The organism is Streptomyces sp. CAI-85, assembly GCF_013363615.1.
GTDB lineage: Bacteria > Actinomycetota > Actinomycetes > Streptomycetales > Streptomycetaceae > Streptomyces > Streptomyces antibioticus_B.
Genome location: NZ_JAANNX010000002.1, coordinates 42,023 through 63,970, shown reverse-complemented (window position 1 = coordinate 63,970; position 21,948 = coordinate 42,023). Strand labels below are relative to the sequence as shown.

Genomic DNA, 21,948 nt, shown 5'->3' with positions numbered 1-21,948 from the left:
CTCAGGCCAGCGCCAGTGCGAGGTACGGGTTCGCCGTCGCGGGGAGTGGCAGGCCCAGGGCGGCCGTCGCCGCGGCGAGGGTGGCGGCGTAGGAGTTCACGGCGCGGCTGACGTTCGGGACGTCCAGGCTGGCCCGGGTGACCAGGCGGTCGAGGTCGATGTACGCGGAGCGGACGATCTCGATGCGCCGGTAGACACCCCAGTCCCGCTGCCAGTCCTTGGTGTGCTCGGCGCTCAGCAGGCGCTCCCAGCGGCGGACCATCCGTTCCTTGATCTCCGGCCGGGTCGGGGTCAGATGCACATGCCGGACGAGGTCGTAGAGCGGATCGCCGACGAGGGCCATCTCCCAGTCGATGATGGTGACGCCCAGACGGTCGTCCCGGCAGACCAGGTTCCAGGGGTTGAGGTCGCCGTGGAGGAGGACGGGGGGGCGGTCGGTGACCTGGTGGCGGGAGAGGAGCTGGCGCAGGCGGGCGTGGTCGGGGAGGCCGAGGGTCCGGGCCAGTCTCAGGGACTCCACCGGCAGGTCCCGCACGAGGAGGGTGAGCTGTTCCGCCAGCCAGTCGTGGAAGCGGCCCGCGCCGGCGGCCGGATCCACCGCGCGGTAGTCGACCTCCGTCAGGGCGCAGAGCTGGTCGACCAGTCCGTCCGCTTCGTGCGGGAGGAGTCCGTTGACGGGGTGGCGGGGCGGCTGACCTCCCTGCGGTCCCACGTACGTGTGGATGGTGAACCGATCCTTCACGTAGCTCTCGCCCAGTGCCAGGACCTTCGGGGCGGCCACCTGGGCCCCGGACTCCTGGATGGCGCGCAGCACGGCGTGCTCGCTCAGATAACTGGGCTCGCGCCGCGAGACGTGCGGCAGCTTGCGCCGTACGACAACGGGTCCGGGGCTGCCGGGCACCCTGACCACGGTGTTGAGGTGCGCGGTGCCCTTGAACACCTGGTCGGCCCGGGCGGCACCCTCGGCAAGCAGTGCGTCGCGGACCGCGGCGTCGGGGAAGGCCGGGTGTTCCGGGAAACGCTGGTCGCGCTTCCAGTCCAGCGCCGTCGGCGGCCAGTCCCGTCTGACCAGGTCACCGCGCGAGGCCAGCCACCGGAAGAGGGCGCTCTCGATCTCTCCCGTCGTCGGCACGCTCCGCAGCCGCAGCGGATCGGCGGCAGTCGTCAGCGCCCTGTGCACTTCGGCCGTCGCCTCGTCCAGCTTTCTCGGAGTGAACGCGTTCTCCAGGGACTGCGCGGCACGCATGACGTCCGGGAACACGGACTGCGCCCGTTCGAAGCCGAGGTAGTGCGGTAGATCCCTGTGCAGGCCGTTGAGCACCGCGGGCCGGACCCCCAGCATGGCCTCGGCCCAGGCTTCGATGACCTCGTCCCACTGGTCCGTCGGGTACCGCATCCGCACGAGATGTGTCGCAAGGTCGTGCAGCGGGTCGCCGTAGGTCGCCAGCTCCCAGTCGACGCAGATCAGCGGGGGCTGTCCGGCGAACGACACGATCAGGTTGTCCCGGTGCAGATCCGCGTGGAGCAGGCTGTACGGCCGTCGCGCCATGGCGGGCACCCGGTCGGCGAAGTCGAGCAGGGCGCGCTCGGGAATGCCGAGCGCCGTGAACAGCCCACCGAAAGCAGTCCAATTGGGCCGACGGATCTGCTGGTCGGCGCAGCGAGCCAGCATCCTCAGGAAACCCTGGCTGTCGGTGTGGCCTGCGGGCCACCCCGCCGGCAGCGGCGGCAGCGCCGAGTGCCGTACCTCGGTCATCCGGGCCAGCAGCTCGGCCAGCGCCCTCACGAGCAGCGTGTCGACAGGCTTGCCGTTTCCGCAAAGGGTGGAGAGCGGCACACCTTCCACATAGCTGTGGATCGCGAACTCCGGTAGTTTCACCAGGCATTCCGGCGCGTGTGGCAGCACGCTTCGGACGGCTGCGAGGACCGCGGCCTCGTCGTGCCAGGTCCTGATCACCACCGGCAGGGCGTCCGCCCGCGGGACCCGGACCGTCACCGTGGTGCCCACCGGGCGATGCACGAGAGCCGCCACGTCCGGTGTCAGCGGGACCACGTGGTTGCGGTTGTGGTAACCGCTGAAGGGCGTCTCTGATCGGGCGACGGCCAAGAAGTGTCGGAGAGCGACCGCGGGCTGATCTTCGGTGGCCCGGCCCCGGAGGCGAATCCAGGGGAGAGGGGGCTCGAGCACTGGCCGCTCCGGATGTGACGCTCAGTCGAATGGGTACAGCAATCGTGAAATGCCGGGTGCCGCACCGCACGACCAGGATGACCGGCGGAGTGAGCACGGGGGTGGCATGTCACTCGTCTGCGTCAGGTCGTTCGAAATGGCTGGTTCGCCGTGTCATACGTACGGGCGGAGGCGTTTGTTCGCGCGCGATGCGGGGCATGCTAGCGCACCATCATGTCGACGGGGTTTCCGCGACGCGGTCCCATACCGAGTTGAACCACCGCTGCCAACTCTCGACGAAAAGCGTGTCGGGTGAGTCGGGATCGGTGTCTTTCACGAGCCGAGTGATCGGCGCCCCGAAACCCAGGACGTCCAAGGCATCGACCACCTCGCCCGAATCCAACTTGATGCTCCGCGGGACCACCTCATACGGGGCCAACAGCGCCTGCGTTCCGTTGAGCAGGTAGAGCTTGAAAGCTGGGGTGAGAGGAGCCCTGCGGACCTCGATACTGACGTCGGGGACGTATTCGGCCAGGGACATGAACATCCGGTGCACAGCCGCCATCGACCGCTCGGAGATCAGACGTAGGCGGTCGGCCAGGCGCGGGTCCGCCGGGTCGTCCCTCAGCCTCGGATAGGGCAGCGGCAGGTCCTCGGACGGCAGGATCAGACGCAGGGCAATGCTTTGGGGAGCGACGTACTTGCCGACGATCCGCTCCGCCTGGACCGTGAGATGAGCGGCCAGCGACTCCGCGGTCAACGAGTAGACGTCCAGCGCCACTTCGGAGTGCTCGAAGGCTTCGCTCAGTAGCGGCCCGAGCGTCGGCCCACCCCGCAGACGGCCGTCCTCGGTGGAAGAGCGTTGACTGCGCGGCACCTTGATCACCCGTGACCCGCTGCCCCGCCGGGGCTCGACGAGTTCCTCCTCGGCCAACTCCCGCAGGACCCGCTGCACCGTGTCACGGGACACGTCGAACTCCGTGGCCAGATCGCGCTGCGAGGGGAGGTACGTGCGCAGGGGATACACGCCGTCGGCTATCCGGGCCCGAAGTTCCTCCAGGATCCGATGGAACTCCCGCCCGCCACCTCCGCCACTGCCACTCCGTTGCGCCTCCACAAGGCGACCGTACCGCTCCCGGTCCAGTCACAAACCAATTTCAGTCAGGTTGAGGTGCCAACTGGCCTGCCGCTTAAGGATCAGCGCGCCCGGGGAAATCCACTTCACGACAACCAGTCCAATTGGACCGAGAGTTGCTCGCTTGACGGAGAGTGGCAGGGAGGTGGAAGGAAATGCTCCTGTTATCGGCACTACAGGGACTGCTGGAGATCACCGTGGGCGTGCTCGCGCAGGCGAGACTCGGCACCGTGGGACTGATTCTGCTGTTCGGGGTGGGGGTGGGCCTGCGGGCCAGGCACAACGGCCTGGCCGTCGGCGCCGCCGTCGTGCTGATGTTCCTGATGACGCAAGCATGACAGTTCAGGCTTGACGCCTTATCACCTTCAGGACGACATCCAGTGAGCCCACCACGGCCGTGGCGCCCGCGCCCCGCAGCAGCTTCTCCTTGCGCTCGGTGCGCGCGTAGCCGAGGAAGGGCACACCAGCCGCGCTGGCGGCCAGGAAGTCGGATGGGGTGTCGCCGATCATCAGCGCGTCGCCCGGAGCGGAACCCATGGCGTTCAGGGCCCGCTTCAGACAGTGCGGGTCGGGCTTGAGGAGGTGGAGGTCCTGGGTGCGGCCGTACAGGTGGGGGGCGAAGCACGCCGTCAGCCCGCGGCCCTCCAGGTACCTGCTCGCGACCCGGGGCGAGTTGTTCGTGGTGACGGCCAGCCGCGCACCGACGGCGGTCCAGGTACGGATCAGCGGATCGGCGTACGGGGTGGGCCACGCCGAGACCACCGCCCGCAGTTCCTCCTTGGTGAGACGTTCCTCGAGCTCCGCCACGAGGTCGCTGCCCGGATGTCTGCGGTCGACGGCGCGCAGTACGACATGCGGGTCCAGCGACTCCCGCTCCGGCTCCGTCAGCAGTCCGTGCAGCCCCCGCCCCTCCAACCACTCCACCAGCCCCTCCGCCACCCCCTCCGCCGAATGCCCCGCGAACAGCCGGCAGACCGGCCCGTCGAAGTCCCAGAGGACGACGCGCGCGCGGGTGATCACTTCGTGCAGGTCCGCCGCCTCGGTGCGGGTGTCGGAGGTCGCCTTTTGAGTCTGCCGCATATCAGAGGTCACTAAGAGAGTGTCAGGTCCGTCGTGATGGTTTCCCAGAGGGCGTCGAACCACTTCTGGGATTCCTCCACGAACGCGGCGTCGCGCTGACCGGCGGCCTTCTCGAAGGAGAACAGGAGGGACTCGGTGCCCAGGACGTCGTACATGTCGAGCGTCCCGGTGTCGGTGGGCTCCTCGCGGCGGGTGACCATGTAGTACGCCATCAGCGCCTCGGAGCCGTTGAGGAGGTACAGCTTCACGGGCGGGGTGAAGGGCAGCGCGCGGAAGGTGATGTGGACGTCGATCCCGTGCGAGCGCAGGGTCTGGAGGTTGTGCCGCAGGACATGGCCCTGGGCGTTGCGCATCGCCAGCCAGCGTTCGTGCACCGGGTCGTCGTCGCCGCGGCCCTCGACCGGGACCGGGAAGGCGAGGTCGATGTCCCGGGAGGGCAGCAGGATGCGGACGTCGATGCGCTCCGGGCGCAGGCTGCCGCCGTGGATCAGCCGCAGCGGTTCGCCGAGCGCCGGGATGAGGCTCTCGGCGGTCAGACAGGCCGCGTCGATGCGCACGTGCGGGGCGGAGAAGGCCGCGGTGAGGCGCGGGGAGAGGCCCACCATGGTGGGCTGGGGCTCGTCGTGGCCCGGGGCGGGCGGCTCGGCGATCCTCGGCGGGCTGCCCTTGCTGACGTTGGTGAGCAGTCCGTCGTCCTGGAGCGCGCGCAGGGCCTGGCGTACGGCGCCGCGTTCCACCCCGAACTCGTCGGCCAGCTCGGCCTGGGTGGGCAGGCGGTCGCCGGCCCGCAGTTCGCCCGCGCGGATGCGTTCCCGCAGGACGTCGGCGATCTCCTGGGGCGAGAGCCTTCTGCTGCCGTTCACTGCCACGTTCTCCTGGGTCACGACCAAACGCTACAACTTCCACCCATCTATGGGCAGTTGTTTGAAAGTTGTTTAGTAGTTGTCACCAAGTGGGGACAACATAGCAAGAGTTGGTTGCCAACTTAGTAGAGTTGGAGGAACCACATGCCCGTCCTCGCTGTTCTCTGCGCCGTCTTCGTCTTCGTCGTCGAGCGCACCATCGAGTGGAAGTACGGCACCGCCGGCGCCGTCGGCCTGCTTCTGCTCAGCGTCGGCATCAAGGCGAAGAGCCCCGCCCTCAGCTCCGTCGGAGCCGTGATCCTCGCCCTCCTGGCCTCCGGTCCCGCGCTCAACTCGTGATCCGTGATCCATGATCCGTGATCCACCCCGGATCCTCAGCTCGTGAGCTGGAGATCCGAACTGATCGTCTCCCACAGCGCGTCGAACCACAGACGCGACTGCGTCACGAACGCCGTGTCCCGCGGCCCCGCGCCCTGTTCGAAGGCGAACAGCACCGACCGCGTGCCCTCGGCGTCGTACATCTCCAGGTGCTCCTTGCCGACCGTCTGCTCATGGCGCTGGACCGTGTAGTACGCGAACAGCGCCCGGGTGCCGTTGAGGAGGTACAGCTTCACCGGCGGGGTGAACGGCAGCGCGCGGAAGGTGACGTCGACCTCGATGCCGTGCGTGGAGCGCAGGGTGAGCAGGTTGTGCCGCAGCACCTGGCCCTGCGCGTTGCGGTGGGCCACCCAGTGGCGTCTGAGGTGCCCGGCGGCGGCCGAGTCCACCGCGGCCGGGAAGGCCAGGTCGATGTTCCGGGAGGGCAGCAGGACCCGTACGTCGATCTTGGCCGGTTTCAGCCGTCCGGCGTGGATCTGGCGGACCGGTTCACCGATCGCCGCCGTCAGCGAGACCGCGGTCAGACACAGGGCGTCCACCTGGACATGGTCCGCCGCGAACGCCTCGGTCATCCGCAACGGCAGCTCCGCCATGGCGGGCCGGGGCTCCGTCCGGAACCCGGCGGGCGGACCGGGCGCGAGGGGCGTCAGGGCGACCGTCGCGGGGCTCCCCTTGGAGACGTTGGTGAGCAGATGCTCCGACTGGAGAATGCGCAGCGCCTGGCGCACGGCACCCCGCTCGACACCGAACTCGACGGCCAGTTCGGCCTGCGTGGGCATGCGCTGGCCGGGCCGCAGCACACCGGTTCTGATCCGGGTGCGCAGCTCGTCGGCCACCTCTCGGTGCGTCCGCTCGGCCCTCCTCCGCCCCTTGACGGAGGCATGTTCCGGCTCCACCACCGCACCGTACAACTTCCCGCCATCTTTGGGCAGTTCAAAGAGAGATGGTTATAGGACGCTTCCAAGCGGACATAAGTACAGTGAAGTTGGCAGCCAACTTCACCGACATGGTCAAGCTTTCATACGGTTGGCGGTCGGGCTCCCTTCCGGAGGGGAGCCGGGAGCCCGGACGGCCGGCACCGACGTACAGCCACAACTTCACATCGCGGCACAGCCACAACCGAACATCGCGCGCACAGCCACAACTGAACAAGCAGGCACCGCGACAAGCGACAAGCGACTAGCACAGCTACGGATGAGATCGACCGTCCCGTCGGACACGGCACACGGAAGGAGCCGGCCACAGAGCCAGAGTCACAGCCAGAGTCAGAACAGGTCCGGGCACCACGGTCGCGCGGACGAACGCAGCAGGGCGTCGGCCTTCCGGGCGGCGCCCGTTCGTTCTTCCCGGACCCGGCCCAGCCGCGCGAGCCGCAGCGCCGACTCGTCGCCCAGCCACAGCGACGCCAACTCCGCCACGTCCAGCGTGAGATCGGCGCTGCGGTCCGTCGGCGTGCAGGACGCCCCGTCGGGACCGGCGTCCAGCAGATACCGCCCGCCGGCCAGTCCGGCCCCGTCGGCCACCTCCAGCACCAGCGCGCCCGCCGTGTCGTACGTCCGCGCCTCCAGCGCCCGTACGACGTCCAGGATCCGTATCCACAGCCAGTCGGCCTGGGTGGTGATGCTCGCCGCGCGCGGGTCGGGCAGCAGCAGCGGCAGCGGGTCGTCCGGGGAGCGCCAGCCCGACTTCACGCGGGTGATCCAGTCGACGGAGCACAGGTAGTGCCACAGGGCGCGCTCGGCGGCCGGGGTCACGGAGAGGAGCCAGTTGACCGACGCGGTGTTCAGCGGCTGCTTGGCGTCGCTCCAGCGGTCGTCCGCCCGGTACGACACCGCGCCCTCGACCTCGTCGTCCGCCGAGCGGTACACGGCGTAGAACGGCTCGCTCCATTCGTCGCCGTACGGCCGCAGCACACCGGTGTTGACCTCCCACCAGCTCTCGTCCCGGCTGACCGCGCCGGGCTGGGCGGGGCGCAGCCGGGCGTGCAGCGCGGGGCCGAGCTTGCGGATCTCCGCGCCGTCGACCAGGTCGATACGGCCGCCGTCGCGCGGGTCCGGGACCGGGGCGCGCCCGTCGAGGCCGGAGCGGGAGACGTCGACCGCCCACTCGGTCATCGTGGTGGCCGGGCCGAAGCCGTAGCGGCCGTAGATCCGGTACTCGGCGGCGATCAGGGTGGCGAGCACGTCACCGCGCTCCTTCGCGGCGGCCAGGTCGTCCGACATCAGCCGGCTGAGGACGCCGCGGCGGCGGTGGGTGGGGAGGACGGAGACGTTGGTGATGGCGTCGGCGGGCACCGCGGCGCCGCCGACGGCGGTCACCTCCTGCGGGAAGGAGCGGAAGGTGCCGACGCACCGGCCGGCGTCGTAGGCGCCCGAGGTGCGGGAGCCGGGGGTGGCGGCGCGCCGGGCGGCCAACTGCTCCTCGGTCACCACCGGCGACCGCAGGAAGCCCGTCTTCAGGGCCCGCATCCAGTCGGCGAGGTCGTTGTCTTCGGTCTGACGGAACTCAAGTGCGGCGGAACGACGGCTCATACGCCCACGGTATGCAGCGGACCGGCCTCACCGCGGCCCATTTTCCGCACGCCGCGTGCCACCCCGCGCGGGCCGCTCACAGCAGCAGGTCGTCCACCTGGGCCTCGCCCTCCCGGTAGCGGCGGGAGATCTCGGCGCCCGCCCCGTCCGCGGTGTGCTGGAGGCGCTGGCGGCGGCTGGAGACCTGCTGTTCGTAGCGGACGAGACGGGCCATCGCCTCGTGCAGTTCCGGGTCGGTGCGCGCGACGAGGTCGGACAGCTCGACCTCGGAGAGCATCTCGGCGGCGAGCCGGCCGTACTCCTCGCTGTGCGGGGTGCCGAGCGTGACATGGCGGGCGGAGGAGCGCTGGCGGGCCGGGGCGTCGGTGAGGATCTCCGGCAGCCGCGCCACGACGGACGCCTCGGAGGCGGGCTGCGGCACGGTCACCGGGCCGAGGGCGGCCCTGGTCCCGGGCGCGGGCGCGGGGCCGCGGCGGGAGAGTTCCGCGCGCAGGATGTCGATACGGCCCTGGAGCAGCCGCCGTACATAGCTGAGGTCGGCCTCGTCGCGCTGGGCGTCCCTGCGCAGGGTGCGCAGTTCGGGCAGGCTCAGCCGGAGCAGCTCGTGCCCGGGCGGTCCGCCGGCCGGAGCCGGTGCCGTCGCCGGGCTGTCGCCGCGCTGTGGGGGCGGCCGGTGTGTCTCCAGCCGCCCGGTACTCGGTGTGCTCATACGCCTCAACCGTCCCCTCGACCGGCGTGTGCAAGCATCGTGCCACCCCAAGTGGCTGCAATGTGACCGAGTGCCCCCGAACGGCCCTAGATGGGACGTTAAGGATCAAAGGAAGTCTCGCCCGGGAGCCCAGGAGCCACGGGCCCAAGAGCCACGGGCCCTGGAGCCCCGGGCCCTGGGGCCTGGGGCCGCCGCCGGGCCCCGCCGCGCACCCGGCATCATGGTGCGCATGCGAGCGGTGGTGCAGAGAGTGGACGGTGCGAGTGTCGTCGTGGACGGCGAGACGGTCGGGGAGATCACCGGCGAGGGACTGTGCGTCCTGGTCGGGGTGACCCATGAGGACACCAAGGAGAAGGCCGCCCAACTCGCCCGCAAACTCTGGTCGGTGCGCATCCTGCACGAGGAGCGCTCGTGCAGCGACATCGACGCCCCGCTGCTCGTCATCAGCCAGTTCACCCTGTACGGCGACGCCCGCAAGGGCCGCCGCCCCACCTGGAACGCGGCCGCCCCCGGCCCCGTCGCCGAACCCCTCGTCGACGAGGTGGTCGCCCAACTGCGCGCGCTGGGCGCCACGGTGGCGACGGGCCGGTTCGGCGCGGCGATGCGGGTGTCCCTGACGAACGACGGCCCGTTCACGGTCCTGATCGAGGTCTAGGGACCCGCAGGTCTCACGATCCGAAGACCTAGGGTTCGACGACGACTTCCTGGGCGGCGGCCGTGGTGCCCGCCAGCAGCGGGGCGTCCACCGGGACGTTCCGCTTGACCAGGGCCAGGGCCACCGGGCCCAGCTCGTGGTGGCGTACGGACGTCGTGATGAAGCCGATCTTGCGGCCGTCGGGGTTGTCGTCGGCGACGCGCAGCTCGGTGCCGGCGGTCGGCAGATGGACCTCGCTGCCGTCCAGGTGGAGAAAGACCAGCCGGCGCGGCGGCTTCCCCAGGTTCTGCACCCGGGCGACCGTCTCCTGGCCGCGGTAGCAGCCCTTCTGGAGGTGGACCGCGGTGCCGATCCAGCCCAGCTCGTGCGGGATGGTGCGGTGGTCGGTCTCGAAGCCGAGGCGGGGGCGGTGGTGCTCGACGCGCAGCGCCTCGTGGGCGAGGATCCCGGCCGGCGGGCCCGCCTTCGCGGCGTACGTCTCCAGGTCCGCGCGCGGCAGGAAGAGATCACGGCCGTACGGCGTCTCGCGCACGGCGACGCCCTCGGGGACCTCGGCGATCGAACCGGCGGGCAGGTGCACGACCGCGGTGTCGGCGGTGCGGTCGGCGACCTCGACCCGGTAGAAGAACTTCATCGACTCCAGGTAGGCCAGCAGCGCCTCCTGGGTGCCCGGTTCGACGTGCGCCCAGACGGTGGTGCCGTCGTCGACCAGGTACAGCGCGTGCTCGATGTGGCCGTGCGCGGAGAGGACCAGCGCCTCGGTGGCCTGGCCGGCCGGAAGGTCGCTGACGTGCTGGGTGAGCAGCAGGTGCAGCCAGCTCAGCCGGTCCTCGCCGGTGACCGTGACGACCCCGCGGTGCGAGAGGTCCACGAAACCGGTGCCGTCGGCGAGGGCGCGCTGCTCGCGGAACAGGTCGCCGTAGTGGGCGGCGACGCCTTCGTCCACACCCTCGGCGGGCACGGCGCCGGGCAGGGACAGCAGTGGGCTCTTCATATGCCTAGCCTACGACTCGGTAGTTGAACCCTTCAGAGCCTTCTGGGCGCAGTCCTCGCAGCGGCCGAAGATCGCGAAGTGCTTCATGTCCGTCTCGAAGCCGAACGTGCCGCGGAGCTGGGCGGTGAAGGCCGCCGCCACGTCCACGTCGGCCTCGATGACGTTCTCGCAGTCGCGGCACACCAGGTGGATGTGGTGGTGCCGGTCGGCGAGGTGGTACGTCGGGGCGCCGTGGCCGAGATGGGCGTGGCTGACCAGGCCCAGCTCCTCCAGCAGCTCCAGGGTCCGGTACACGGTGGAAATGTTGACCCCCGACGCGGTCTTCCTCACTTCCACGAGGATGGCGTCGGGGGTCGCGTGCTCCAGGGTGTCCACGGCTTCGAGGACAAGCTGGCGCTGCGGCGTCAGTCGGTAGCCGCGCTGCCTGAGGTCGCTCTTCCAGTCGGTGTTCACCACACCGACGAGTCTAGGACTACTTGAAGAAGGCGATGCCGTCGTCCGGCATGTCGTCGGGCAGGGCCTTCGCCCAGCGCTCGACGTCCTCGGGGGTGACGACCTTCTTCAGGTGCGCGGACATGTAGGGGCGCAGCTCGACCTCGGGGGTCTGCTTCTCGCCGACCCACATGAGGTCGCTCTTGACGTACCCGTACAGGCGCTTGCCGCCGGTGTAGGGGCGGGAGGCGGCGGTGCGGGCGACGGCGTCCGTGACCAGGTCGATCTGCGGCTTCTTGTCGGCCATCTCGCCGTACCAGATCTCGATGACGCCGTCGTCGCGGGTCATCGTGACCTCGACCTTGCGGGCGTCGTCGATCCGCCAGAAGCCGGACTCGGACTCCAGCGGCCGCACCTTGTTGCCGTCGTCGTCCAGGACCCAGGTGTGGGAGCGGTACTCGAGGAAGTCCCGGCCGTCGTGGGTGAAGGAGACCTCCTGACCGAAGTTGCACTTCTCCGAGCCGGGGAAGTCGTGCACGCCCGCGCCCGCCCAGGTGCCCAGCAGGAAGGCGAGGGGGACGAGGTCCTTGTGGAGGTCTGACGGGATCTCGATCATGGGTGGCAGTTCCTGGACGTAGGGGTCAGCGCTGGCCCTGGTACAGCTTCTTCACGGTCAGACCGGCGAAGGCGAGAACGCCGACGCAGACCAGGACCAGCAGGGCTTCGAAGAAGATCTCCACGGGGTGCTCCTCGGATGAGCGTGCTTCGGGATACGTACAACAGGGCCGGGCCCCAGCTTACGCGGCCGGGGCCCGGCGCTCCTTTCGAGGTCAGCTCAGAAGCTGGCTCTGGAGGACCACGGTCTGCTGGAAGGGCACGGCGGCGGCGGAGCCCTTGCGTGCCTGGACGACGAGCGCGATCGTGTCGCCGATCCGCAGCCACGCCTGCCGGACGTGCTCCGCGCCGTACGGCTTCTTCTCGTCGTAGGAGCGACGCATGACCCCCGCGGGGTCGGCGCTGGTGGGGTGCGCTTCGTCGAACTCCGTCTCGGCGGCGCCGCGCAGGGCGTGCTGCGGGGCGGCGTAGCCGGTGAGTTCCCCGTACAGCTCGTCGGCGATCGTGCCGGTGTCGAACTGGAGCAGGTAGACGGCGCTCCGGGTGCCGTCCTCGGTGGTCCAGCCGCGGGCCGCGACATGACGCAGGCCGTAGTCGGTGAGCTGCTGTCCGACGGCGTCCCTGCCCTCATCGTCCTCGAACACGGTGAGGAAGTCCTTCAGGGGCAGCCAGCCGTCGGTACCACGTAGCGCCTTGTTCTCCGTGGCCCCCGCGGGCGCAGGCAGCAGCAGTTCCCGCAGATCCGCGAAGTGGCCGCCGGACCAGTTGCCGCTGTCCTGTGGACCGGGGCTGCCGGCGGGCAACGGCGGCCTGGTGATCTCCGGGTACGCCCAGCGGCCGTCCGACTCTGTGGCGAGGCCGGGCACGTCCGTACGCTCCATCGTCGTGATCCCGTACGCCGTCCCGACCCCGAGCGCCGCGAACACGGTGACCACGGCAGTCCACCGCCCGACGGCCCGCAACACCCGACGCTTTTTGCGAGCAGCCGGGGTGACGGGGGTGTCGGAAGCGCCGGTGTCCTCGGTGACCGGGGGCACCGCGCTACCGGCGCCGTCGGGGGCGGCCGGCGTGACCGGGAGCCCGGGGGCGATCGGAACGACCGGGGGCTCGGAGGCATCCGGGGCCGGGGTCGTCGCTGCGGCCGGGGTCGGGGCCGACTCGGACGCGGCCGGGGTCTCCGCGGGCTCACAGGCACCCGGGGCCAGGGGCGGCTCGGACACGGCCGCGGTCTCCGCAGGCTCGGAGGCACCCGCGGTCTCCGCGGGCTCGGAAGCGGCCGGGGTCTCCGAAGGCTCCGGCTCGCCCCGAGTCACCGCCGACGCGGAAGCGCCCGGGCTCGCCGAGGGCCGGGGGGCAACCGAAGTCTCCGAGAGCTCGGCAACAGCCGGGCGCTCCACAGCCTCGGAGGCACCCGAAGGCTTCGCGGTCTCGGAAGCGACCTGAGTCTCCGCGGACTCGGCCTCGACCGAAATCATCCCCGACTCGGGCTGGGCCGAAGGCCCTGCGGCCTCGGACGCCAACGAAGTCACAGTGGTCTCGGAAGCGGCCGAAGTCACAGCGGTCTGGGATGCCGCCGGAGTCTCCGCGGGCTCGGGAGTGGACGTCGACGTGGGGTTCGGGGTCTCGGTCGGCTGAGGTTGCTGGGTCATACGGCCTGTCCCGGGTTGTCGATGCGGTCGAGTTGCGCGGCGAAGAACTTGCTGACCTGCGCCTTGTCCACCGGGTCGGGGCCGGCCATGATCGCGCTGACCAGGATGTCGCCCACGTACGCGGTGCAGAACGCGCCCGCCAGGTCCCCGGCCTTGCCCTTCGGCGTGAGATAGCAGCGCGCGTCCTTGTGGCCGTCGATCTTCGGGCCCTTGCGGAAGATGTCCGTCGTGTCGAGGAACTCGTTGTACGACGACGCCATCCGGCGCACCGCCGTACGGCTCTCCAGCCGCAGCAGCGTCACGTCGACGGTCATCCCGTCCGCGTCGAAGTAGCCCGGCTCGCGCCACCGGTAGCTCCGCATGGCCATGCCCTGGATGCGCTGCTTGTCGATCACCTTCTCCAGCTCCCGCTTGGTGCGGCTCGGCAGCCCGTCGAGGCTCTCCTTGCGCAGCGCGGTGGCCTCGGCGCCGTCGAACTCGACGTCCGCGCCGAGCTCCTCGAGGTCGGGGCCGCGCTCGTAGCCGTCGGTGCCGTACGGCACGAGCAGCGCGCTCAGTCCCGGCCCGGACTTCTCGCCCTTCTCGCCCTTCTCGTCCTTGGCCGTCGCCGGGAACTTCCACGTCGGCTTGCCCGGGTCCCGGTCGGCGTCCCGGACGGTCACGACGGTGTGGCCGACGCCTGCGGCCACCGCACAGGCGAGCACCACAAATCCGGCGACGGCGGCCACCCAGCCCGGGCGGAACTTCCGCGCGGGCTTCCCGGCGGCCGGTGCCGTCTCGGCCGTGTCCACCGTGTCCACCGGCTCCGCGGTTTCAGGGTTCTCGCTCACAGCTTCCCCATCTGCCTCTTGGCAAGGTCCATGATCTTCGCCTTGGAGATGGGCTTGCTGTCGCTGACCCGGACCTCCATGTAGATGTCGCCGCGCCAGGCGTGCGCCTCGGCCGTGTAGAGCGGCAGGTAGCCGGGCTCCCGGTCGGGGGTGTCGTGCACGTACACCATCCCGTTGTCCTCGCCGACACCCGGGATGGGCCAGCTCCGGGTGTGGTCCTCGTCACCGGACCACTGGAATCCGTTCTCGGCCCACGCGGACGCCCCCGCCGTGTTCTCCTGGCGGAACTGCACGAGATGGATGTCGACGTAGTACGCCTCGCCCACCCGCCAGGAGCTGACGGCGGCCCGCCGGAACTCGTCGTCGACGAGGCCGCTGAACGCCGAGCCGGGCACCTCGTACAGGTTCGCGTACGAGGCGAGGTCGGCCCAGCCGTCCTCACCCGGCGCGAACGGGTTTTCCTTCGCTCCCTTGGGCCGCTTGATCAGCAGCTTGCGCAGATCTCCGTCCGTCTTCACCCGGCGGTCCTGGGCCGCCGACAGCGGTTCGGCCTCGCCCTCGGCCTGCTTCACCACGGGCTGGGAGAGCGGCGGCAGCGCGGTGGGCTCGCGGTCGGCCTGGACCAGATAGCCGGCGCAGGTACCGGCGACGACACCGAGCACGGCGGCACCGACGATCATCAGCGTCGTCCGCCCCCGCCTGCGGCGCCGCGGCGAAGCGGGCACAGCCACAAGCGGGTCAGCCGTCTCGACCGCTCCGACCGCCTCGTCCCCGCTTCTTGCGGGATCTTCCATCCCATCCCCCTCAGAACGTGAAGCGCGCCTTCCGGATCGCGCTTCACAGGAGACCGATGGCCTACGCACGGAGTTGTAAAGGAGTTGATTACGATTCGGCCATGGCGAAGAAGCTCGTGATCAAGGTGACGGCGGGGGCCGATGCCCCCGAGCGGTGCTCACAGGCGTTCACGGTCGCGGCCGTGGCCGTGGCCAGCGGGGTGGAGGTCTCCCTGTGGCTGACCGGGGAGTCGGCGTGGTTCGCGCTGCCGGGCCGGGCCGCCGAGTTCGAACTCCCGCACGCCGCCCCCCTGCCGGACCTGCTCGATTCGATCCTCGCGGGCGGCCGGCTCACCCTGTGCACCCAGTGCGCGGCCCGCCGGGACATCACCGAGAAGGACCTGATCGAGGGCGTCCGGATCGCCGGCGCCCAGGTGTTCGTACAGGAGGCACTCGGCGACGAGACACAGGCGCTCGTCTACTGAGACGGCCCTAGGTGTCACCGTCGTCGCCGTCCACCCACAGGCAGAAGGGGTGGCCCGACGGGTCGAGCAGGACCCGTACGTCGTCCTGGGGCTGGTGGTCGGCGAGGCGCGCGCCCGCGGCCACCGCGCGGGCTGTCTCGGCGGCCAGGTCGTCGACCTCGATGTCGAGGTGCAGCATCATCTGCTGGTCACCGGCCCGGCGGGTCGGCCAGACGGGCTCGGTGTAGGCGGCCTCCGTCTCGAAGGCGAGGGCGGTGCCCGGCCGGCCGGGCGGGGGCCCGATGAGGACCCAGTCGGGTTCCTCGGCCCGCACCTCGTAGCCGAGCAGACGGACGTAGAACCCGGCCAGCTCGTGCGCGTCACGCGCGTCGAGCACCACGGTGGACAGTCTCGCGGGGGACATGCCCCCTTCCTACTGGTGCCGCTTCTTGCCGTCCAGTTCGTCCCACCACTCGTCGGAGGTGGGGTCGCCGGAGGGGTCGTCCCACCAGCGGTCGTCGGGGCCGCGGCGGTTGGCGACCATCGCGGCGAGCGGCGGGATGACCATGGCGACCACGCACATGCCGACGGCGACCGGGACCGACCACAGGCGTACGACACCCCAGGCCAGGACGAAGAGGCCGATGCAGGTGCCCATCATCGCGAAGTAGATGTGCCGCCGGCGCGCGTACATACGTCCAGCGTAGGTCGGTGGCCGGGGTCCGGCGAGGCTCCGGAGCATGGCTGAGGGCCGTATCCCGGGTTGTCCGACCCATGGGATACGGCCCTCAGGCCGTCAGCCGTCCTCGGTCGCCGTAAGGCATCCGTCAGGCGTCCGTAAGGCGTCCGTCACAGACCGCCCAAGACGCTCAGACCGCGATCGCGACCTCCGCGAGCCCGCCCTGCTGGGCGACGACCGTGCGGTCGGCGGTGCCGCCGGGCACGAGGGCGCGGACGGTCCAGGTTCCCTCGGCCGCGTAGAAGCGGAACTGTCCGGTGGCGGAGGTGGGGACCTCCGCGGTGAACTCGCCGGTCGAGTCCAGGAGGCGGACGTAGCCCACCACCGGCTCGCCGTCCCGGGTCACATGACCCTGGATCGTGGTCTCACCGGGCTTGATCGTCGAGGCGTCCGGGCCGCCGGCCTTCGCTCCACACATGTCTTTCTCCAGAGGGGGTCTGACCAGAAGGTCGGGTCGGTGGGATTACTTGTTGGCGCCGAGCTCGATCGGCACGCCGACGAGGGAGCCGTACTCGGTCCAGGAGCCGTCGTAGTTCTTGACGTTCTCGACACCGAGCAGCTCGTGCAGCACGAACCAGGTCAGGGCCGAGCGCTCGCCGATCCGGCAGTAGGCGATGGTGTCCTTCGCCAGGTCGACCTGCTCCTCGGCGTACAGCTCCTTGAGCTGCTCGTCCGACTTGAAGGTGCCGTCGTCGTTGGCGTTCTTGGACCACGGGATGTTGCGGGCGGACGGGACGTGGCCCGGACGCTGCGACTGCTCCTGCGGCAGGTGGGCCGGCGCGAGCAGCTTGCCGCTGAACTCGTCGGGCGACCGGACGTCGACCAGGTTCTGCGAGCCGATGGCCGCCACGACGTCGTCGCGGAAGGCGCGGATCGAGGTGTCCTGCGGCTTGGCCTTGTACTCGGTGGCCGGGCGCTCGGGGACGTCGGTGCCGTCGACCAGCTCGCGGGCGTCCAGCTCCCACTTCTTGCGGCCGCCGTCGAGGAGCTTGACGTTGTCGTGGCCGTAGAGCTTGAAGTACCAGTAGGCGTACGACGCGAACCAGTTGTTGTTGCCGCCGTAGAGGATCACCAGGGTGTCGTTGGCGATGCCCTTCGCCGACAGGAGCTTCTCGAAGCCCTCCTGGTCGATGAAGTCACGGCGGACCGGGTCCTGGAGGTCCTTCGTCCAGTCGATCCGGATGGCGTTCTTGATGTGGTTCTTCTCGTAGGCGGACGTGTCTTCGTCCACCTCCACGACGGCGATGTTCTCGTCGTCCAGGTGGTCCTGAAGCCAGTCGGCGTCGACCAGGACGTCGCTGCGGCTCATGCTCGTTCTCCTCCGGGGCAGGTGCGGCGGGGGTGTGCAAAGAGAAGGGGTGCGCGCGGCTCCGGAGCGGAGTGGCGCACGGGTGCCCTGAGCTGGGCGGCTGGGAGACACGGTGGGCCGGGACCGGCCACTACCGCTTCAGCAGGGGCGACAGAGCATGGCGGCAACGCGGCACAGGTCTACTGCCCGCCGCTTCGTGAGATCCGCCTGTCGCTTCATGGCCTCGATCGTAGGGACGCAGATCGGGCATGTCACCAGCCAGCCGCATAGTGAGATGCGATCGTCCGGATAGTGGGATGAAGAACGCGCCCGGGCCGTCCTGCCACGGCTTCCGGGCGCGTGTGTCCGCCATCACCGTTACGGTGCGGACGGTGGCGTCTCGCCTGCCGGACACCCACCGTCCATTCCTGGAACAGCCCTACCCGGCGAGCCGGACGTTCGAACCCTTCACCGAGATCAGCACACCGGACTTGGCCGCCTCGACCTTGTCCAGCCGGATCCCGCCCGGCAGGTCGTCGATCTTCTGCTCGAAGTCGGTGATCGAGCGGACCTCGTTCTCGGCGGCCTGCACCCCGCCGAAGCTGGGCAGCGAGTCGGCGTGCACCCGCACGGTGTCGCCCTCGACGGCGACCGTGCTCAGCACGGAGAGCGGCTGGGGCAGCTTGGTGCCGAGGACGGTCGCCTCGACGGTGACCTTGATCTTGCCGTTGCCGCCGTCGGACAGACCGATCACCCGCGCGGTGACGCCCGGCGCGACCTGGGTCTGCTCGGACTTGGCCGTCTTCAGCAGCTCCTCGTAGGCGATGCTCGCGGTGCCGGTGGCGCTGGTGGCCGTGGCGGAGCTGTAGTCGCCGGAGAACTCGACGCCCTTCATGTCGGCCTTGAGGTCGTCGATCCGGATGGTCTGACCGTCCGAGCCGGTGGTCGCCCGGTAGTCCTTGATGCCGACCTCGACGTCGTCCAGCGAGCCGCCGGCGACCTGGGTGAGGAAGGGGAAGCCCTTGATGGACACGTCCGGGGTGGCGGCCAGGTTCTCCGTCGCCCTCAGCTTGTCCGCGGCCTCACCCTCGGCGAAGTGGAGCGCGACCCGGTCCGCGATCACGAACAGGCCGCCCAGCACCACGACGACGATCAGCAGTATTCGAAGCGCACGCATGCGGTAGATCCCCCACCCGGATGGCCTGAACAGTCATTTTCACTTTGGCCACCCACGGTAACCCTCTCCGGAAGAGCTTCCGCGCAATTGTCGATCACCTGTGACACGGGGGTGTCCCGCAGGCAGTCGTCAGACCAGTGCCCGGCCCAGCAGGTACACCGCCGGGGCCGCGGCCGCCAGCGGCAGGGCCACGCCCGCCGTGAAGTGGACGAACCGGGAGGGGTAGTCGTAGCTCGCGACCCGGTGGCCGATCAGCGCGCACACCGCCGCGCCCGCGCCGAGCAGCGCGCCCGACGAGCCGACGCCGGTCATCCCGCCGACCGCGATGCCCGCGCCCGCGCCGGCGAGCAGGGCCACGACCACGGAGGCCGGGGTGGGCAGCGGCAGCGCCCTGGCCAGGATCGCCACCGCGACCGCGGCCGCGCCGACCGTCACCGCGTCCGGGTCGGCGCCCAGGTGTCCGGTGGCGAGGACGGCGAGCGCCGAGGAGGCGACGGTCGCCATCAGGCCGTACATGCGCTCGTCGGGGTCGGCGTGCGAGCGGAGCTGGAGGACCAGACAGAGCAGCACCCAGACGCCGAGCGTGCCGAGGATCGCGGCGGGCGCGTGGTCCCGTCCGGCCACGAGCAGCGCCGCGTCCGAGACCAGCGCGCCGAGGAAGGCGAGCGCGATGCCCTGCCGGGCCGGCCACATGCCGTTCAGCCGGAACCAGCCGGCCGCGGTGACCGCCTGGAGCACGACGAGCGGCACGAGCAGCGCGTACGAGCCGACGGCCGCCGTTCCGGAGAGCAGCAGGCCGAGGACCGCGGTGAGCGCGGCGGGCTGCATGCCCGGCTCGATGATCGGCGAGCGGCCCTCCAGACGGGCCCGCTGGGCGTCGGTGATCCGGGCGTTCCCGGCGAGGGTGGCGGGTCCGTAGCCGGAGTCGTCCGCGGGCGCCCCGGCGGGAGCGGCCTGGCTCTGCGGGCCGTGGTGCCCGTGGTGTCCCTGGGGCTCGTGGTGCCCGTGGTGCTGCGGGGGCGGGCCGGAGGCGTACGCGGGTGCGGGAGCCTGGCCGGTCTGCGGCGGCAGGTACGCGGTCTCGGCGGGGTCCTGCGCGGCGACGGGCGGCTGGACCCCGGTCTCCCAGGTCTGCCCCTGCCACTGCTGGGTGTACTGGAGCTGCGCCTGCTGCTCGTCGTACCCCTGCTGCCCGGCGTGCGGGTCGTACCCCTCGTCGTACCCCTGATAGCCCTGCCGGCCCTCAAAGCCCTGCTGGCCCTGTCGGCCCTGGTACGGCTGATACGGCTGGTCGGTCATCGTCACCCTCCTGCGAACGGCGGGAGCACCTCGACCGTGCCGCCGTCGGCCAGCCGTACCGTCTCATGTGCGCGGGTGCCCACGGGGTCACCGTCGACCAGGAACGAGCATCGCCGCAGGACACGCGTGAGTTCACCGGGGTGTCGCTCCCGCGCGGCGTCCAGTGCCTCGGCGAGGGTGACCGCGTCGTGCGGCTCCTCGGCGACACCGGCCGCGGCCTTGGCGGCCGCCCAGTAGCGCACCGTGACCTTTGCCATCTCGTCCCTACAGTCGATTTCGGTGGTCAACAGGGTTCAGGCTAGCCCGCCCGCGGGACCGCCCGGCCCGCCCACTCCCCGATCCTGGCCAGCAGGGCGTCGTCGGCCGCGTGCTCGGCGTGTCCCATGCCGTGCTCCAGCCAGAGTTCGCCGTGGTCACCGGCGGCCGCGGCGAGCGTGCGGGGGTGGTCGAGGGGGAAGTAGCCGTCCCGGTCGCCGTGGACGATCAGCAGCGGCACGGGCGCGATCCCGGGCACCGCCTCGACCGGGGAGAGCGGCACCGGGTCCCAGGCGCGGTGGTGGATGCGGGTGCGGAATCCGTAGCGGCCGACCACCCGGCCCGCAGGGCGGGTGACCATCCAGTGCAGCCGGCGCATGGGCGCGGTGCCCCGGTAGTACCAGCGGGCGGGCGCGCTCACCGAGACGACGGCGTCGACCGTGCCGGGGCGCAGCGCCGCGTGCCGCAGCACCACCGAGCCGCCCATGGAGAAGCCCACGGTGACCACCGGAGCGTCCGGGCGCGTCCGGCGCGCCAGGGCCACCGCCGCGTCGAGGTCGAGGACCTCGCGGTCGCCGACCGTGGAGCGGCCGCCGGAGCGCCCGTGGCCGCGGAAGGAGAAGGTGACGACCGCGCCGTACCGGGCGAACGCCTCCGCCGCCCGGCGGACGTGCGGGCGGTCGACGTCGCCCGTGAAGCCGTGGGCCACGACGAACACCGGACGTCCGCCGGGTGGCGTGCGCATGTCGTATACGGCCGCACCCGGGTCGTATACGGAATCGATCGTCACACCGTCGGCGGTGTGCAGAAACGTCCGCAATCGCGGGACTCTGGGCGTCTCGGAGTGTGGACTGTCGGCCGAACGCGCCGTATGACCTGCCGGACCCGTACTCATGTGGGCTATTCTGCTGGGCAGAGGACTCGGGCAGCGTTGCCCCCGGGTCCTTTTGTGCTTTCGGAAGCGTTGTATACGAAGCGGGAAACTCCAGGTGACCGCCGGTGTACGGGCCCCCGGGAACGCAGCGCAGTGCCGCAGTGCCGCAAACGTCCTCGCAGGGACCGAGGAGGAACCAGACATATGAGTTCTCTGCTGCTCCTGACCAATGCCCTCCAGCCGTCGACGGAGGTGCTTCCGGCCCTCGGCCTGCTGCTGCACAACGTGCGCGTGGCTCCGGCGGAAGGCCCCGCACTCGTCGACACCCCCGGCGCGGACGTCATCCTGATCGACGGCCGCCGTGATCTTCCGCAGGTGCGCAGCCTGTGTCAGTTGCTGCGCTCGACGGGACCGGGCTGTCCGCTCGTCCTGGTCGTGACCGAGGGCGGCCTCGCGGCCGTCACCGCCGACTGGGGCATCGACGACGTCCTGCTCGACACCGCCGGTCCGGCGGAGGTCGAGGCCCGGCTGCGGCTGGCCATGGGCCGGCAGCAGATCGTCAACGACGACTCCCCGATGGAGATCCGCAACGGCGATCTGTCGGTCGACGAGGCGACCTACTCCGCGAAGCTGAAGGGCCGGGTGCTCGACCTGACCTTCAAGGAGTTCGAGCTGCTGAAATATCTGGCCCAGCACCCGGGCCGGGTCTTCACCCGCGCCCAGCTCCTCCAGGAGGTCTGGGGCTACGACTACTTCGGCGGCACCCGCACCGTCGACGTGCACGTACGACGGCTGCGCGCCAAGCTCGGCCCGGAGCACGAGTCGCTGATCGGCACCGTCCGGAACGTCGGTTATCGATTCGTTACGCCCGAGAAGGCGGACCGGGGCGCGGACGACGCCAAGACCAAGGCCGACCGGGCAAACCCGGCGGATCTGGACAACGCGACCCCGGTGGGTGCCGAAGAGGTCACGGCGGAGGCGTAGTACCCGCCGGTACCCGGTGGCGGGGCGTGAGAACCCGCTCGGGAAAGGCGTCGCTTC

26 protein-coding genes are annotated in these 21,948 nt (G+C 70.6%); 5 read left to right on the top strand and 21 right to left on the bottom strand.

The window, feature by feature from the left end; all coding sequences use genetic code 11:
- Window position 1: 1 nt before the first annotated feature.
- Together G6W55_RS03165 and G6W55_RS03160 are read right to left on the bottom strand one after the other, a co-directional pair.
- Window positions 2-2,188 (bottom strand): aminoglycoside phosphotransferase family protein, encoded by a 2,187-nt coding sequence (locus G6W55_RS03165; protein WP_175519235.1) that lies wholly within the window; start codon window positions 2,186-2,188, stop codon window positions 2-4.
- Between the two features lie 211 nt (window positions 2,189-2,399).
- Entirely contained in the window at window positions 2,400-3,284 is an 885-nt protein-coding gene (locus tag G6W55_RS03160; protein ID WP_175519234.1) for a GntR family transcriptional regulator, read from the bottom strand.
- Window positions 3,285-3,457: 173 nt separating this feature from the next.
- Between G6W55_RS03160 and G6W55_RS03155 the strand changes: the two genes are divergently transcribed.
- Window positions 3,458-3,640: a hypothetical protein gene (locus G6W55_RS03155; protein WP_078633974.1), complete on the top strand. Its 183-nt coding sequence runs from the start codon at window positions 3,458-3,460 to the stop codon at window positions 3,638-3,640.
- Window positions 3,641-3,644: 4 nt separating this feature from the next.
- On the opposite strand, the gene G6W55_RS03150 is transcribed toward G6W55_RS03155, so the two are convergent.
- Both G6W55_RS03150 and G6W55_RS03145 read right to left on the bottom strand, forming a co-directional pair.
- Complete coding sequence (locus G6W55_RS03150) at window positions 3,645-4,445, bottom strand: HAD family hydrolase (RefSeq protein ID WP_375372422.1); 801 nt, start codon at window positions 4,443-4,445, stop codon at window positions 3,645-3,647.
- The gene (locus G6W55_RS03145) at window positions 4,394-5,272 is read right to left on the bottom strand and encodes a FadR/GntR family transcriptional regulator (RefSeq protein WP_175519232.1); all 879 of its coding nucleotides are present in this window, start codon (window positions 5,270-5,272) and stop codon (window positions 4,394-4,396) included. Before G6W55_RS03145 ends, G6W55_RS03150 begins: the two co-directional genes overlap by 52 nt.
- 117 nt (window positions 5,273-5,389) lie before the next feature.
- Between G6W55_RS03145 and G6W55_RS03140 the strand changes: the two genes are divergently transcribed.
- Complete coding sequence (locus G6W55_RS03140) at window positions 5,390-5,584, top strand: hypothetical protein (RefSeq protein ID WP_030795223.1); 195 nt, start codon at window positions 5,390-5,392, stop codon at window positions 5,582-5,584.
- A 35-nt stretch (window positions 5,585-5,619) separates the two neighbouring features.
- Here the strand turns inward: G6W55_RS03140 and G6W55_RS03135 are convergent, their stop codons facing one another.
- From G6W55_RS03135 to G6W55_RS03125, 3 genes are all read right to left on the bottom strand, one after another.
- Window positions 5,620-6,519, bottom strand: coding sequence for a GntR family transcriptional regulator (locus G6W55_RS03135; protein WP_309243617.1), 900 nt, complete (start codon window positions 6,517-6,519; stop codon window positions 5,620-5,622).
- Window positions 6,520-6,888: 369 nt separating this feature from the next.
- The gene (locus G6W55_RS03130; RefSeq protein ID WP_175519230.1) at window positions 6,889-8,154 is read right to left on the bottom strand and encodes a GNAT family N-acetyltransferase; all 1,266 of its coding nucleotides are present in this window, start codon (window positions 8,152-8,154) and stop codon (window positions 6,889-6,891) included.
- A gap of 76 nt (window positions 8,155-8,230) precedes the next feature.
- A complete protein-coding gene (locus tag G6W55_RS03125) occupies window positions 8,231-8,863 on the bottom strand; it encodes an aerial mycelium formation protein (RefSeq protein WP_078633978.1) in 633 nt (210 codons plus the stop codon).
- 229 nt (window positions 8,864-9,092) lie between these two features.
- On the opposite strand from G6W55_RS03125, the gene dtd reads away from it, so the two are divergent.
- Window positions 9,093-9,518: a D-aminoacyl-tRNA deacylase gene (gene dtd, locus G6W55_RS03120; protein WP_078633979.1), complete on the top strand. Its 426-nt coding sequence runs from the start codon at window positions 9,093-9,095 to the stop codon at window positions 9,516-9,518.
- A 28-nt stretch (window positions 9,519-9,546) separates the two neighbouring features.
- On the opposite strand, the gene G6W55_RS03115 is transcribed toward dtd, so the two are convergent.
- The 6 genes from G6W55_RS03115 to G6W55_RS03090 all read right to left on the bottom strand — a co-directional run bounded on the left by G6W55_RS03115 (window position 9,547) and on the right by G6W55_RS03090 (window position 14,718).
- Window positions 9,547-10,512 carry a folate-binding protein YgfZ gene (locus G6W55_RS03115; RefSeq protein ID WP_175519229.1) on the bottom strand — a complete coding sequence of 322 codons (966 nt, stop codon included), beginning with the start codon at window positions 10,510-10,512 and terminating at the stop codon, window positions 9,547-9,549.
- 9 nt (window positions 10,513-10,521) lie between these two features.
- A complete protein-coding gene (locus G6W55_RS03110) occupies window positions 10,522-10,968 on the bottom strand; it encodes a transcriptional repressor (RefSeq protein ID WP_175519228.1) in 447 nt (148 codons plus the stop codon).
- Window positions 10,969-10,984: 16 nt separating this feature from the next.
- Window positions 10,985-11,560 (bottom strand): FABP family protein, encoded by a 576-nt coding sequence (locus tag G6W55_RS03105; protein ID WP_175519227.1) that lies wholly within the window; start codon window positions 11,558-11,560, stop codon window positions 10,985-10,987.
- 214 nt (window positions 11,561-11,774) lie between these two features.
- On the bottom strand, window positions 11,775-12,779 hold the full coding sequence (locus tag G6W55_RS03100) for a hypothetical protein (RefSeq protein WP_309243616.1): 1,005 nt from the start codon (window positions 12,777-12,779) through the stop codon (window positions 11,775-11,777).
- A gap of 425 nt (window positions 12,780-13,204) precedes the next feature.
- Entirely contained in the window at window positions 13,205-14,038 is an 834-nt protein-coding gene (locus tag G6W55_RS03095; protein WP_217686478.1) for a hypothetical protein, read from the bottom strand.
- Entirely contained in the window at window positions 14,035-14,718 is a 684-nt protein-coding gene (locus tag G6W55_RS03090; RefSeq protein ID WP_175519226.1) for a hypothetical protein, read from the bottom strand. Before G6W55_RS03090 ends, G6W55_RS03095 begins: the two co-directional genes overlap by 4 nt.
- Before the next feature lie 215 nt (window positions 14,719-14,933).
- Here G6W55_RS03090 and G6W55_RS03085 point away from each other — a divergent pair, with 215 nt between their 5' ends.
- Window positions 14,934-15,296: a DsrE family protein gene (locus G6W55_RS03085; RefSeq protein ID WP_175519225.1), complete on the top strand. Its 363-nt coding sequence runs from the start codon at window positions 14,934-14,936 to the stop codon at window positions 15,294-15,296.
- Window positions 15,297-15,303: 7 nt separating this feature from the next.
- Here the strand turns inward: G6W55_RS03085 and G6W55_RS03080 are convergent, their stop codons facing one another.
- The 8 genes from G6W55_RS03080 to G6W55_RS03045 all read right to left on the bottom strand — a co-directional run bounded on the left by G6W55_RS03080 (window position 15,304) and on the right by G6W55_RS03045 (window position 20,928).
- The gene (locus G6W55_RS03080) at window positions 15,304-15,699 is read right to left on the bottom strand and encodes a VOC family protein (protein WP_175519224.1); all 396 of its coding nucleotides are present in this window, start codon (window positions 15,697-15,699) and stop codon (window positions 15,304-15,306) included.
- Between the two features lie 9 nt (window positions 15,700-15,708).
- On the bottom strand, window positions 15,709-15,969 hold the full coding sequence (locus G6W55_RS03075) for a DUF3099 domain-containing protein (protein WP_030795260.1): 261 nt from the start codon (window positions 15,967-15,969) through the stop codon (window positions 15,709-15,711).
- 175 nt (window positions 15,970-16,144) lie between these two features.
- Complete coding sequence (locus G6W55_RS03070) at window positions 16,145-16,432, bottom strand: DUF1416 domain-containing protein (protein WP_030795263.1); 288 nt, start codon at window positions 16,430-16,432, stop codon at window positions 16,145-16,147.
- 45 nt (window positions 16,433-16,477) lie between these two features.
- Complete coding sequence (locus G6W55_RS03065; protein WP_175519223.1) at window positions 16,478-17,323, bottom strand: sulfurtransferase; 846 nt, start codon at window positions 17,321-17,323, stop codon at window positions 16,478-16,480.
- Window positions 17,324-17,741: 418 nt separating this feature from the next.
- A complete protein-coding gene (locus G6W55_RS03060) occupies window positions 17,742-18,479 on the bottom strand; it encodes a DUF2993 domain-containing protein (protein WP_078633988.1) in 738 nt (245 codons plus the stop codon).
- 129 nt (window positions 18,480-18,608) lie between these two features.
- Window positions 18,609-19,778: a hypothetical protein gene (locus G6W55_RS03055; RefSeq protein WP_175519222.1), complete on the bottom strand. Its 1,170-nt coding sequence runs from the start codon at window positions 19,776-19,778 to the stop codon at window positions 18,609-18,611.
- A 2-nt stretch (window positions 19,779-19,780) separates the two neighbouring features.
- A complete protein-coding gene (locus G6W55_RS03050) occupies window positions 19,781-20,035 on the bottom strand; it encodes a MoaD/ThiS family protein (RefSeq protein ID WP_030795274.1) in 255 nt (84 codons plus the stop codon).
- Between the two features lie 41 nt (window positions 20,036-20,076).
- Window positions 20,077-20,928 (bottom strand): alpha/beta hydrolase, encoded by an 852-nt coding sequence (locus G6W55_RS03045; protein ID WP_175519221.1) that lies wholly within the window; start codon window positions 20,926-20,928, stop codon window positions 20,077-20,079.
- A 183-nt stretch (window positions 20,929-21,111) separates the two neighbouring features.
- Between G6W55_RS03045 and G6W55_RS03040 the strand changes: the two genes are divergently transcribed.
- On the top strand, window positions 21,112-21,891 hold the full coding sequence (locus tag G6W55_RS03040; RefSeq protein ID WP_175519220.1) for a response regulator transcription factor: 780 nt from the start codon (window positions 21,112-21,114) through the stop codon (window positions 21,889-21,891).
- Window positions 21,892-21,948 lie beyond the last annotated feature (57 nt).